The organism is Streptomyces sp. NPDC001890, from assembly GCF_042891445.1.
Classification (GTDB): domain Bacteria; phylum Actinomycetota; class Actinomycetes; order Streptomycetales; family Streptomycetaceae; genus Streptomyces.
In genome coordinates, this window is the sequence record NZ_JBIATE010000011.1 from 194,501 (window position 1) to 208,606 (window position 14,106).

Consider the following 14,106-nt stretch of genomic DNA (forward strand, 5'->3'; position numbering starts at 1 on the left):
GTCCTGCTGCCGCCCGCCGTCCCCGCCGTCCGCGCACTCGCCACCCTCTGGCCCTCAAGGAACTGCCGGACGTTCCCGTCCGGACCGCCCGCGGCGGAGGAGCAACAGCGCGGACGGATCCTCCTTCGCCGGAAACTGATTCGCCTGATCACTCGTCCTGGGGGGGCGAGGTCAAGTGGAGGGGAAGCCATGGTGAAGCGGGCGGACAACGGTGCGGCGTCGACGGCGAAGGCGAAGGCAGCAGCGCCCCGGCGGGCGCGGTGCCGGACGGGGCGGCGGGAGGAGTGGGCGAGGGGCCGGCCGGTCCTGACGCGGGACCGGGGCCTCGCCGCGCTTGCGGTGCTGACGGCCGGGCTGTTGGCGTTCCACCAGGCCGTGCCCAACTCCGTTGGCCGCCTGGGCAGTTTGCTGGAGAGTTTCCTGCCTTGGCTCGGTCTGGTGGTCGTGGCTCTGCTCGGCCTGTCGCTGCTGCGGCGTTCGGCCACCGCGCTGGTGGCCCTGCTGCTGCCGGTGGCGGCCTGGATGTACCTCTTCGGCGGGCTGCTGCTGCCCGGGGCGGAGCCCGGGGCGCACGACCTGGTCGTGGTGCAGCACAACGTCAGCGACGAGAACACCGACCCGGCGGGCACGGCCCGCGCCCTGGCTGACGCCGCGCCCGATCTCATCGCGCTGGAGGAGCTGGTGCCCCCGGCGCTGCCGGTCTACGAGAGAACCCTCGCCCCCGACTATCCGTACCACACGGTCCAGGGCACCGTCGCACTCTGGTCGAAGCATCCGCTCACCGATGCCCGGCCGTTGAACATAAAGCCCCGAGGGATCACGGAGGCCTGGAATCGCGGGTTGCGGGCCGTGGTCCACACCCCGCATGGCGAGATCGCGGCGTACGTCGCACACCTTCCCTCGATCCGTGTCGGGGCGAGCGGCCTCGCGTCCTCCTGGCGCGACGAGAGCGCCGATCTGCTGGGCAGGGCCATCGCCGCCGAGAAGCTGCGAACGGTGATCCTGCTGGGCGACCTCAACGGCACGGTCGACGACCGCGGTCTGGCCCCGCTGACCTCACGGATGAACGTGGCGGAACGTGGCTTCGCCTTCAGCTTCCCCACCGCCTTCCCGCTGGCCCGGATCGACCAGGTCATGGCCCGCTCGGCCACCGTCGGCCACATCCGCACCCTGCCCGTCACCGGCAGCGACCACCTGCCGGTCGCGGCCCGGATCGCACTGGACTGAAGGAACGCTCCGAGCGGGGCATGAGGAACGGGGGCGGTGCCGGCGGGCACAGCGGACGGAGGGGTGTCACAGGTCCGTGCTTTACTGCCCGACCATGGATGAACAGGAACTGCTCGCTGCCGTTCACGATCTGGTGGCTCACAACCGGCGGGACGCGGTGTGCGGCCGGGCCGTTCATGGCGAGGACCATGCCTGTCTGCCGGCGGACGAGGCCGTCGACATGAGGTCCCTGCGCAGGGAACTGACGGCACGCTACGGGATGTCTCGCAACCTGGCCATGGACGGGTACGTCGATCCGACGGTGACCGAACGCACCGGAGCGCCGCTCCTCGCCCCTTTCGGGGATCAGGTCGTCGAGATGCGCGCGTGGAAGCACTCCGGCTGGTGGATCGGCTGCGGTGCGGTCCGGGCAGACGGAGCGGTGAAGCGGGTGGTGCTGGTGGCCGGGCAGTCCGTACGGCAGCCGACGGGCGCGCAGGTCGGACCAGCGCGGCAGCCGACGGCGACGGCAGCGAAACCCGTATCGAAGGAGCAGCCGGACGGACTGCGGGAGGAAGCTCCCTGGGTGGACCGGGTCGTCGCCGTCACCGGATGGACACGGGAGCGGAGCGACAGCGCGATCGACTGGGCGTCGGTCGAGGCCCGGCTCGGAACGGCGCTGCCCGGCGACTACAAGGAGTTGATCGAGCTGTTCGGCTACGGCGACTTCGACGACTACCTCGGTCTCCTGATCCCCGACGGACCGCCCGGCAGCCTCGACCTCGTCGAGTTCAACGAGTTCTGGGCCCGGGCAGCAGCCGAGGACGGCGTCGAGCCATGGGCGCCGTACCGGCTCCACCCAACTCCTGGAGGACTGCTGCAGTGGGCGAGCACGGAGCAGCAGACCTCCTTCTACTGGCTCACCGAGGGCTCGTCCCCCGACCGGTGGCCCATCCTCGTCACGGGCGACGACTACAGCGAGTGGAACCGGTTCGACGTCTCGACTGCGGAGTTCGTCCATCGCCTGCTCACCGACCCGCACCACCCCTACTCCACCGCGCGCTACTTCGACCAGCACTGGTTCACGAGCTACGAGAACCGCGACGGGGAGGGCCACTAGCCTTCTGCGCCGGACAACCGACCCGCTTTGCCTGTGCTCGCCGTCCTCGATCGTGCGCAGGACGAATCGGATGCTGCCGGGGCCGGCACCGGAATCCGTGCGGAGAACCCTCGGTGGCCGGCCGGCCGCCGAGCGGCGCTCAGTACGTCTGGATCTCCAGCAGGTTCCCGTCCGGGTCGCGCAGGTGCGCCGCCCGCAGCCCCCACCGTTCGGGGCGCGGCCGAAGATTGCGTACGAAGTGCAAGGCACCCCTGAGCCGGGACGACGGACCACGGTCCCTGCCCGGGGCCGTAACATCGCATCGCATCGCGAGCTTGCCGGTCGCCGTCACGCCGCCCCTTCGACGAGCTCGAACTGTTCCGACAACCGAAGGGTTTGCGTTCCGGGACCGTCCACATGATGTACATCACCGCCTGGGTGATTCGGGTCGGTCATGCGCGATCATGACCGGATGAAAGCTCGCTTCCTTGGTATCGCCGATTTGACCGAATCCCCGTCCGTAGCGGTAGTTGTCGACGTCATGCGTGCTTTCACGGTGGCGGCCTGGGCTTTCGCCCAGGGGGCGGAAAAGATCGTTCTTGCCGAGTCGCTGGACGAAGCCCTGGCGCTCAAGGCCCGCCACCCGGATTGGGTGGCGCTCAAGGACGGTGCGCTCGCGCCCGGGTTCGACACCGTCAACTCTCCGGGCCTGTTGCGGTCCGTTGACCTCGGTGGACGGACCGTTGTGCAGAAGACCACGGCAGGGACGGTCGGCGCCCTTGCGGTCAAGGATGCCTCCCTGGTGCTGTGCGCCGGCTTCGTGGTGGCGGAGGCAACGGCCCGGCTTTTGCGGACACATGAGGGTGACAGTGTCACGTTCGTGGTCACTGGCGAAGACGGGCAGGCCGATGAAGATCTGGCGTGCGCCCAGTACATCGCCCGCAGGGCCACCGGGGCCGGGACGAGTGCGGGTGAATTCCTGCGCCGCGCCGAAGAGTCGCGTGCCGCCACCGAGTTGGCGGAGGGTGTACGCAAGGGGGTCCACCCCGATGACGTCGCACTCTGCCTCGAACTCGACCGATTCCCCTTTGCCATGGTGGCGACCGTGGAGGACTCGCTCATGGTCCTCCGTCCGTGCGCCGTGCCTTCACCGGCCGACGAGGCTTCGATCTGATCGCTTCGCCAGTGCCGTGACCGGGAAGTTCCACCGGGACACCGGTCGCGGCGGCAGGGTCGGCGCCTTTCGCGCACTGCGGTCCCTCTCCGGTTCCCCTGCACGCCGGGCGGCAGTGCCGCATTTACCTAAAGATGTTAGCCAAATGCATAATGACTATCGCTGAATGGGAGGAAGGTTATGGCTCGTGCAGGGCTGACCACGGAGCGTCTGACGCGTGCGGGGGCGGAACTGGCCGACGAGGTCGGCTTCGACCAGGTGACCGTCTCGGCGCTCGCCCGGCGGTTCGATGTCAAGGTCGCGAGTCTGTACTCGCACCTGAAGAGCTCCCAGGACCTCAGGATCAGGATCGCTCTGTTCGCGCTGGAAGAGCTCGCCGACCGGGTCGCCGCCGCGCTGGCCGGGCGGGCCGGCAAGGACGCACTGGTCGCCTTTGCGGATGCCTACCGCGACTACGCCCGGGAGCATCCCGGCCGCTACGACGCCGCCCGCCTCAGGCTCGACCCCGAGACCGCGGCCGCCGGCGCCGGGGTGCGGCACGCGCAGATGACGCGGGCGATCCTGCGCGGCTACGACCTGACGGAACCGGACCAGACGCACGCGGTCCGGATGCTGGGCAGCGTCTTCCACGGCTACGTCAGCCTGGAGATGGCCGGAGGCTTCGGGCACACCGCCGTCGACTCGCAGGAATCCTGGGCCTGGATCCTGGATTCCCTCGATGTTCTGTTGCGGAACCGGACCAAGCCCTGACCAGCCGGGGCCACGCCGCCGAAGCCGGTCCGCCGCCGCACACCGGCACAGCCGCGCACTGAACAATCCGAAATTTCTTGATCAAAAGGCTGGGACAGTGAACACCGAACACGACTGGATCACCACACCTGTCACCGCGGACATGCTGCGTGGATTCCTCGACCTGGAACCGACCGCACACGGCCTGCTGCCGCATCGACTGCCCGCTCGGGCTCGCCGGCAGATCCCTGACGACCAACTGGCCGTGGCCGAGGCCCAGCCCTCCGGCGTGCGGCTGGCCTTCCGTACCCGGGCCACCACCATCGAACTGGACACGCTGCCCACCAAGCGGGTCTACCGAGGTCTCCCGGCCCCGGCGGACGGCGTCTACGACCTGCTGGTGGACGGCCGGCTCGTTGCCCAGGCCACGGTGCCCGGCGGCAACGTCCGCACGATCACCGACATGGTCACCCAGGCCGCCGAACTGTGTGAGGGGCCCGTCGGTACCGCCCGGTTCACCGGTCTACCAGCCCGCGGCAAGGACATCGAGATCTGGCTTCCGCATACGGAGATCACCGAACTGATCGCTCTGCGTACCGATGCCCCGGTCGAGCCGGCGCCGGACAGCGGGCGCAGGGTGTGGCTGCACCACGGCAGTTCCATCAGCCACGGCTCGAACGCCGCCCACCCGACCGCGACCTGGCCGGCCCTGGCCGCGGCTCAGGGCGAAGTGGAGCTGGTCAACCTCGGGTTCGGCGGAGGCGCACTGCTCGATCCGTTCACCGCCCGCGCGATGCGAGACACCCCTGCGGATCTGATCAGCGTCAAGATCGGCATCAACGTCGTCAACTCCGACGTGATGCGCCTGCGCGCCTTCACCCCCGCGGTCCACGGCTTCCTCGACACCATCCGCGAGGGGCATCCGACCACGCCGCTGCTGGTCGTGTCCCCCGTCCTGTGCCCGGTCCAGGAGGACACTCCCGGCCCCCTCGCGCCCGACTTCGGCGGCGGGACATTGCGGTTCAAGGCCACAGGCGATCCTGCCGAACGCGCAGCCGGGCGCCTTACGCTCAACGTCATCCGCGACGAACTCGCCCGGATCGTCGAACAGCGAGCGGCCGACGACCCGAACCTGCACCACCTCGACGGCCGTGGCCTCTACGGCGAGAAGGACTACGCCGAGATCCCGCTGCCCGACGAGGTCCATCCTGATCCCGCAGGGCACCGTCGCATCGGCGAGAACTTCGCGCGGCTCGTCTTCGGCGACGGCGGCCCCTTCGCGGCCGAGACCGACTGACCACACCGCGGTCACACAGACCGCGTTCGGTGCGCGGCCTCGCCGGGGCCGGGAGGCAACCTGGTGCACTGTGCCACCGTCCTCAACGGCGGGTCGTCTCAAGGAGGTCATGCGGTGGGTAAGCACGCCGGCATCGTCGAACCACTGCCGGAACTGCTCGGGCGCCACGCCCGGCGCCTCGGCGACAAGGTCTGTTTCGAGGACCGGCTCAGGCGTGTGACCTACCGGGAGCTGGAACGGAGGACCGCGCGGCTGGCCGGTCATCTGGCCGGACTCGGTCTGGAACGTGGCGACCGGGTGGCCGTACTGCTCGGCAACCGTGTCGAGGCGGTCGAGAGCCTGCTCGCCGTCACCCGGGCGAGCGGCGTGGGCGTGCCTCTGGACCCCGGGAACTCGGTGGAAGAGCTGACCCGCCTGCTGGACGACAGCGGGGCGCGGGTGCTCATCACGGATGATGCGTGCCTGGCGCGGCGGCGAACGCTGCCGTTGCGCCCCGGGTTGACCGTGGTGGTGGCCGAAGGCGGTGCCGAGGACGGGGACGGGGGGCGGCCCGCCGGGGTGGCAGGCGCGGGTGGCGTGCTGCGGTTCGAGGAGTTGGCGGGTACGGACCCGAGGACGCCGGCCCGGGACGATCTCGCGCTGGACGACGTGGCCTGGCTCCTCTACACCTCGGGCTCCTCCGGGGTGCCCAAGGGTGTGCTGTCCACCCAGCGCAACCGGCTCTCGCCGGTCGCGACGGGCCTGGTCGGTGTTCTGGGCCTGTCCGAACGGGACCGTGTGCTGTGGCCGTTGCCCCTCCATCACGCGATGAGCCAGATCGTGTGCTTCCTCGGGGTGACCGCGGTGGGGGCGAGCGCGGTGCTGCTGCCCCGGTTCTCGGTGGCGGGGGTGCTCGGCGAACTGCGGCGTGGGGATGTCTCGTTCACCTTGCTCGGCGGGGTTCCGACCACGTACTCGGCACTGCTCGACGCGGTCCGGGGCGAGAACGGCGGCCGGGACGGCGGCAACGGTCTGGGCGGCCCCGCGCTGCGCGGTTGTGTCAGTGGTGGCGCGGCGGCGGGGCCCGGGTTCCACGAGTCCTTCGAGGCGATCTGTGGTGTGCCCTATCTGGAGCACTACGGCAGTACGGAGGCGGGCCCGGTCACCATGCCGGCGCTGGACGGGGCGACGGCGTCCGGGGCATGCGGGCGGGTGCTGCCCGGCACCCGGGTCCGGGTCGGCGGGGGTCCGGACGGCCGGGACACGGGCGAGGGCGAGTTGTGGGTCAACGGGCCCGGGGTGATGGCCGGTTACCACGGCAGGCCGGAAGCCACCGCGGAGGTACTGCGCGACGGCTGGTTCCGCACGGGTGACCTGGCCAGGATCGATGGCTCCGGTGCGCTGGCGATCACCGGCCGGGCGAGCGACCTGATCGTCCGGGGCGGGGTGAACATCCACCCGTCGGAGGTGGAGGCGGTGCTGCGGCGGCTGCCCGGGGTGGTGGACGCCGCCGTGGCCGGACGCCCGCACCCCGCCTTCGGCGAGGTGCCGGTCGGCTATCTGGTCGCCGAGCCCGGCGGCGTACTGGACCGGGGGCGCGTCCTCGCCGCCTGTCGTGCGGAACTCTCCGGTTCCAAGGTGCCCGTCGAACTGTTCGAGGTGGCGGACCTGCCCCGTACCTCCTCCGGGAAGATCCTACGGCGGGACCTGGCCGGTCTGGCCGCACGGGCACTGGGCGCGGGGACCGCCGGCGACGGGAAGCCGTCGCAGGACCTGCTCGCCCTGGTGCGGAGCGAGGTGGCGGCCGTGCTCGGCTGTACGGCTCAGGCGGTGGAGCCGGGCACCGCGCTGCGGGACCTGGGCATGGACTCCCTGACGGCCACGGTGCTGCGGGAGCGGCTGTCGGCGGTGACCGGTCTGCCGCTCTCCGAGGCCGTCGCCTTCGACTTTCCCACGGCCGAGGCGCTCGCCGCCCACCTCGGGGAACGGAGCGCCGTCGCACCGGCCGGTGCCGGGCCGGTGGACCGGAGTGCGGCCCGGTCGGACGACGATCCCGTGGTGATTGTGGGGATGGCCTGCCGCTACCCCGGGGACGTGACCTCGCCCGAGGAACTGTGGCGGCTGGTGGCCGACGGGCGGGACGCCATCGGCCCCTTCCCCACCGACCGGGGCTGGGACGTCGACGCGCTCTACGACCCGGACCCCGGGCGGCCCGGGAGGACGTATGTGCGCGAGGGCGGCTTCCTCTCCGGTGCGGACCGCTTCGACCCCGCCTTCTTCGGCATCTCGCCCCGCGAGGCCCTGGCCATGGACCCGCAGCACCGGCTGCTGCTCGAAGTGGCGTGGGAGGCTTTCGAGTACGCCGGTCTCGTCCCGGGCACGCTGCGCGGCTCGGCGACCGGGGTGTACGTCGGGCTGATGTACAGCGACTACGCGCGCCGCCTGGCAAGGACGCCCGAGCAGGTCGAGGGGTACCTCGGCCTCGGCAACGCCGGAAGCGTCGCCTCGGGCCGCATCGCGTACGCCTTCGGCCTCGAAGGCCCGGCGCTCACCGTGGACACGGCGTGTTCCTCGTCGCTGGTGGCCCTGCATCTGGCGGCCCAGGCGCTGCGCCGGGGCGAGTGCGCCTTCGCGTTGGCCGGTGGTGCCACGGTGATGTCGGGGCCCTCGTCGTTCGTGGAGTTCAGTCGCCAGCGGGCGCTGGCACCGGACGGCCGCTGCAAGGCGTTCGGTGCGTCCGCCGACGGCACGGGGTGGGCCGAGGGTGCCGGAATGCTGCTGCTGAGCCGGCTGTCCGAGGCGCGCCGCGCCGGGCTTCCGGTACTGGCCGTGGTGCGCGGCTCGGCGGTGAACCAGGACGGGGCGAGCAACGGGCTGACCGCACCGCACGGCCCGGCGCAGCAGCGGGTGATCCGCCAGGCGCTCGCGGACGCGGGGCTGGAACCCGGGGACATCGACGCGGTGGAGGCGCACGGCACCGGCACCCGGCTGGGGGACGTCATCGAGGCGGAGGCCTTCCTCGCGACGTATGGGCGGCAGGAGCGGGAGCGTCCCCTCCGGTTGGGCTCGGTGAAGTCGAACATCGGTCACACCCAGGCCGCCGCCGGAGTGGCCGGGGTGATCAAGATGGTCCAGGCGATGCGGCACGGTGTGCTGCCGCGCACCTTGCACGCCGACGAGCCGACGCCCCGGGTCGACTGGTCGGCGGGGCGGATCGCGCTGCTGAGCCGGGCGGTGGAGTGGCCCGCGACGGACCGCCGGCGCCGGGTGGGGGTGTCGTCGTTCGGGATCAGCGGCACCAATGCCCATGTGGTGCTCGAAGAGCCCGGGGGAGACGGGGAGGCCGCAGCGCTGTGTGGCGTGGTGGGAGGCGGGGCCGCGAGGGGCGGCGGTGCCGGGCCCGGGGTGGAGTCGGAGTGCGCGGCGCTTCCTGGGCGGGCCGCGGTGGCCTTTCCGCTGTCGGCGCGGAGCGTGCCGGGGCTGCGGGCCCAGGCGCGACGGCTGTACGACCATGTGGCCGCCGCTCCTGACACGTCCCTGGTGGACATCGGGTACTCGCTCGCCACCACGCGTGCGGCCCTGGAGCACCGGGCCGTGGTGGTGGCCCGGGACCGTGCGGAGCTGCTCGGCGCCCTGCGGGCCGTGGCCGAGGGCGGCGGCCGGTCCGGCGTGCACACGGGCACGTCACGCCATCTCGGCTCGACGGCCTTCCTGTTCACCGGACAGGGCAGTCAACGTGTCGGCATGGGTGGTGAGTTGTACGGGTCGCGGGATCTGCACCCGGTCTTCGCCCGTACGTTGGACGAGTGCTGTGCCCTGCTCGACCCGCTGCTGCCGGTGCCGCTGCGGGACGTCATGTTCGCGGGGCCCGGTACGGAGAAGGGCGCGTTGCTGGACACGACCCGGTTCGCGCAGCCGGCGCTCTTCGCTCTGGAGACCGCTTTGTTCCGGCAGTTCGAGGCGTGGGGAGTACGTTCCGGTGCGGTGGCCGGGCACTCGGTGGGCGAGGTGGCGGCGGCGCACGCCGCCGGGGTGTTGTCCCTCGCGGACGCGTGCACGCTGGTGGCGGCCCGGGGCCGGCTGATGGACGCGCTGCCTCCGGGCGGCGCCATGGCGGCCGTGGCTGCGGGAGCGGACGAGGTGGCCGGCCATCTCTCCGGGGTGGGCGGCGCGGTGGAGATCGCCGCGGTCAACGGGCCCGCGTCGGTGGTGGTCTCCGGCGACGAGCCGACGGTGCGGGAGGTGGCCGCGTACTTCCGGGAGCGGGGCCGTGCGGTGACGCCGCTACGGGTCGGCCATGCCTTCCACTCCGCCCGGATGGAGCCCGTGCTGGCCGAGTTCGCGGAGGTGGTCGGGCGTCTGTCCTTCGCCGCGCCGCACCTGCCCCTGATCACCGCTGTACCGGGCCGGACGGCCACCGCCGAGGAGGTGTGCACGCCGGAGTTCTGGGTGGGCCATGTCCGCCGTCCGGTCCGCTTCGCCGATTCGGTGGCGTACCTGGGCGAGCAAGGCGCGGCACACTACGTCGAACTGGGGCCGGACGGCGTGCTCACCGGCCTGGTGCGTGATTGCCTCGCCTCATCCGGGCCGGGCACGGACGGCCCGGACGCGGACGGCCCGGACGGGGGCGGGGCCGGCGGTGGTGAGCGGGGTCCGGTGCCGCTGGTTCTGCCGACACTGCGCAGGAAGCGGCCGGAGGCGGACGCCTTGCTGGACACGCTGGCCGCGCTGCACGCCCACGGTGTTCCCGTCGACTGGCGGGCCGCCCTCGCCGGGGGCGGTGGGCGGCGCGTCGCGCTGCCCACGTACGCCTTCCAGCGCCGCCGGTACTGGCTGGAGGCCGTCCCGGAGCTTGCGCCCGCCGCCCCGGCGGCCGAGGCCGCCCATCCGTTCCTGCGGTCGGTCACCCGTACGGCCGACGACGACGGGTTGCTGCTGAGCGGGTCGCTCTCGGTACGGGACCAGCCGTGGCTCGTCGACCACGTGGTCGCCGGTGAGATGCTGCTGCCTGCCACCGCATTCCTCGAAATGGCCCTCCACGCAGGTGAGTTGATGGGCTCCGCTGTCCTGGACGAGCTCGTCCTGACCGCACCGCTACCGGTGCCCTCGGACGGTGCGGTCGCCTTGCAGGTGAGGGTGGCGGGGGCGGACGAAGCGGGGCGGCGGGCTGTGCTCTTCCACTCGCGGCCGCACAGTACGGCGGGTGACGGCCCCTGGCTCCGTAACGCCGTCGGCACGCTCTCGCCGATGCCGCTGTCCGCGGGCCGGGGAGCGACCGCGGGCGAGATGGGCGGCGCGCCCCGGCCCGACGCGTCCTGGCCGCCGGAGGGTTCGCTGCCGCTGCACGCCGGCGTCCCGGGGACGGGGCCGTACGAGCAACTGGCCGCCGGCGGGCTGCGATACGGCCCCGCCTTCCGGGGCCTGCGTGCCGTCTGGAGGCACGGGGAGGAGTTGTACGCGGATGTCGCGCTGCCCGAAGCTGTCCGGGCCGCGCATCGGGAGGCGGGGGGCCCGGAGTTCGTCCTGCACCCCGCGCTGCTCGACGCGGCGCTCCACGCCCTGGCCCTGGACGGCCTGGTCGCGCACTTGTCCGGGGCAGCCGGTCCGGCGGACGGCGGCTTGTCCCTGCCGTTCGCCTTCAGCGGGGTGCGTGTGCACGCCGCCGGTGTGCAGCGCCTGCGGGTACGGGTGGCCCCCGGTCCGGACGGCCGGGCCGCGGTGGAACTGAGCGACGAGACGGGCTCGCCGGTGGCGACGGTCCGTTCGCTGGCGCTCCGGCCTCTTCCGCGTACCGGTCCCGGCTCCGGTACAACGGCGGCCGACGCGGTCCCCGGTGCACTCCACCGGACCGACTGGGTGGCGATGGCCGAGCCGTCCGCACCCATGGCACTGCCCCGCTGGGGGGTTCTGGGCGCTGCGGGCACATGGCTGGTGGACGCTCTCGCGCCGCCCGGTTCCGGAGTCCCGGTGTACCCCGACCCGGCGGCGTGCGACGCGTCCTCGGCCGTCGTCGTGGCACCGTGCCCACTGCCCGGCACGGCCGGCGGCGGGCAGGACCAGGCGGCCGGTCTGCTGCGGGCGGCGGACCGGGCACTGAGGCTCGTACAGGAATGGCTCGCCGAACCGCACCTGTCCCGCTCCCGTCTCGTCCTCGTGACGTCCGGTGCCGTCGCTGCGGCAAGTGGCGGTTTCCGCACGGACGATGCCGCCGGGCGTGGGAGTGACGGCCGGTCCGGCGAGGCAGGGGCCGTACCGTTGCACACCCCGGTGTGGGGCCTGGTCCGTTCGGCGCTGCGGGAGAACCCGGGCCGCTTCGCCGTGATCGACGTGGACGGGCACCCCGACTCGTGGAGCGCCGTTCCCGGCCTGCTGGCCGCCTCGGTCCCGGAGGCGGCCGTACGCCGAGGGGCGGTGTACGTACCGGAGCTGGTTCCGCTGCCGGCCGAGGCGGCGCCGAAGTCACGGAAGGGGCGGACCCTCGACCCGGAGGGGACCGTCCTGGTCACCGGCGGCACCGGTTCCCTGGGGATGCTGGTGGCTCGGCACCTGGTCACCGCTCACGGCGTCCGGCACCTGCTGCTCGCCGGCCGACGGGGGCCGGACGCTCCGGGGGCGCGTGAGCTCGTCGCGGAACTGCACGAGGCGGGCGCCGAGGTGACCGTGCACGCCTGTGATGTCGCGGACCGGACCGCGCTCGCGGCCCTGCTCGACGCGGTGCCGGCGGCCCACCCGCTGACGGGCGTCGTGCACACCGCGGGAGTGCTGGACGACGGTGTCGTCGCGGCGCTCACCCCGGACCGGGTGAGTCGGGTGATGCGCCCCAAGGCCGACGCCGCTCTCGCTCTGCATGAGCTGACCCGCGGTCATGACCTGGCCGTGTTCGCTTTGTTCTCCTCGGTGGCGGGTACCTTCGGCTCCGCGGGTCAGGCCAATTACGCCGCGGCCAATTGTGTGCTGGACGCCCTGGCGCGGCACCGCGGGCGGCTCGGGCTGCCCGGCACGTCGATCGTCTGGGGCCCCTGGCAGCAGGGCGACGGCATGATGGCGCACCTCGGCGACGCGGACCGTCGGCGGATGGCCCGTTCCGGGTTCGGCCCGCTCGGGCCCGAAGAGGGCCTGGCGCTCTTCGACGCGGCCGTGGCCGGTGACGAACCGGTGGTGGTGGCGGCCCGCCTCGCGCCGGCCGCTCTCCGCGGCGGTGACATGGCGGCGAACCGGCTCCGTTCCCCTGCCGGGGAAGAAGACCGCGCGGGCGACGGGGGCGACGGGGGCGGGGATCGGCTCGGCCGGTTGCCGGCGGCTGCTTCCGCCGGCGAGCTGGGCGGGGTGCTGCTCACGAAGGTCCGGACGCTGGCGGCCCGCGTCCTGGGCCATCGGGAGGAGGCGAGCGAGATCGACGAGGACGCCCTGCTGGCGGATCTGGGACTGGATTCCCTGGCTGCGGTCGATCTGCGCAATGAGCTCGCGGCGTGGACGGGGCTCGACCTGCCGTCCACGCTGCTGTTCGACTTCCCGACGCCGCGCGCGCTCGCCGTCGAGCTGACGCGGCGGTATGCCGCCGAGGCACCGTCCGAGGGTGCCGCGTCCGACGGCCGGGCCCGGCCCGGGACCGTCGGTGCTCCGGGCTCCCCGGGACTGCCGGCGGACGGCGGTCCGGGAAGCGGTGCGGGAAGCGGTCCTGGGGTGGGCGCTCCGCCGGACCGCCGGGTGCGGGTCGCCGAAGCGCCGTACGCCGAGGAGTCCTTGGACTCCCTGGGCGCGCTCTTCCGTACCGCATGCGCCCGGGGCCGGAGCTGGGACGGCATGGTGCTCCTCACCGTCGCCGCGCGCCTGCGTCCGGTCTTCGACCGGGCCGGGGCACCCGGCGCGGCGCACGAACCCGTCATGCTCGCGGCGGGCGGCACGGGGGCCCGGCTGGTCTGCTCCCCCGCGCTCAGCGCGCTGTCCGGACCGCAGGAGTACGCGCGTCTCGGTGCCGGGCTACGAGGGCTGCGGCCGGTTTCGGCGGTGCGGCACCCGGGGTTCGAGCCCCGGGAGGCGCTGCCCGCCACACTGAACGCCTTCGTCACGGCCCAGGTCGCCGCTGTCCGCGCGGCCGCGACCGAAGGCCCTCCGGTACTGCTGGGACGGTCGGCCGGCGGCTGGGTGGCGCACGCCGTGGCCGAGCGTCTGGAGTCCGAGGGCACCGCCCCGGCTGCCGTCGTCCTGGTGGACACCTATCCCCCGGGGCACGGCGACCGGGGGCAGGCGCTCTCCGCGATGACGTCGGACATGCTGCGCCGGGCGGCGGAGTTCGCCCCCGCCAGTACCGACCGGCTCACCGCCATGGCCGGATACTTCGAGCTCTTCAGCGGCTGGAAACCCGGACCACTCGCCTGCCCCACCCTGTACGTACGAGCCCGGGACATGCTGCCCGGTGCCGGGTCCGCCCCGGACTGGAGCCTGCCCCACGCCGAAATCACCGTGCCGGGGGACCACTTCACCATGCTGGAGGAGCATGCCCGTACCACCGCGCTCGCCATCCACGAGTGGCTCGGCAGCCGCTTCTGAGGAGGTCCCGGCCGCAGCGGATCGCCGAGCACCTCGATGTCCCGGCGCGGCTTCCCGGAGCGGTTGCCGAGG

The 14,106-nt window shown here is 72.8% G+C and carries 6 protein-coding genes; all 6 read left to right on the top strand.

The genetic code is table 11. The features are described 5' to 3' along the window. The first annotated feature begins 189 nt into the window (after positions 1–189). The 6 genes from ACFYY1_RS25515 to ACFYY1_RS25540 all read left to right on the top strand — a co-directional run bounded on the left by ACFYY1_RS25515 (position 190) and on the right by ACFYY1_RS25540 (position 14,034). Complete coding sequence (locus ACFYY1_RS25515; protein ID WP_388589551.1) at positions 190–1,227, top strand: endonuclease/exonuclease/phosphatase family protein; 1,038 nt, start codon at positions 190–192, stop codon at positions 1,225–1,227. 94 nt (positions 1,228–1,321) lie between these two features. After that, positions 1,322–2,326: an SMI1/KNR4 family protein gene (locus ACFYY1_RS25520; RefSeq protein ID WP_388589553.1), complete on the top strand. Its 1,005-nt coding sequence runs from the start codon at positions 1,322–1,324 to the stop codon at positions 2,324–2,326. A gap of 451 nt (positions 2,327–2,777) precedes the next feature. Then, the gene (locus ACFYY1_RS25525; protein ID WP_388589673.1) at positions 2,778–3,479 is read left to right on the top strand and encodes a 2-phosphosulfolactate phosphatase; all 702 of its coding nucleotides are present in this window, start codon (positions 2,778–2,780) and stop codon (positions 3,477–3,479) included. Between the two features lie 180 nt (positions 3,480–3,659). After that, the gene (locus ACFYY1_RS25530; RefSeq protein WP_388589556.1) at positions 3,660–4,229 is read left to right on the top strand and encodes a TetR/AcrR family transcriptional regulator; all 570 of its coding nucleotides are present in this window, start codon (positions 3,660–3,662) and stop codon (positions 4,227–4,229) included. 97 nt (positions 4,230–4,326) lie between these two features. Next, the gene (locus ACFYY1_RS25535; protein WP_388589559.1) at positions 4,327–5,505 is read left to right on the top strand and encodes a GDSL-type esterase/lipase family protein; all 1,179 of its coding nucleotides are present in this window, start codon (positions 4,327–4,329) and stop codon (positions 5,503–5,505) included. Positions 5,506–5,619: 114 nt separating this feature from the next. Further along, positions 5,620–14,034, top strand: coding sequence for a type I polyketide synthase (locus ACFYY1_RS25540; protein WP_388589561.1), 8,415 nt, complete (start codon positions 5,620–5,622; stop codon positions 14,032–14,034). Positions 14,035–14,106 lie beyond the last annotated feature (72 nt).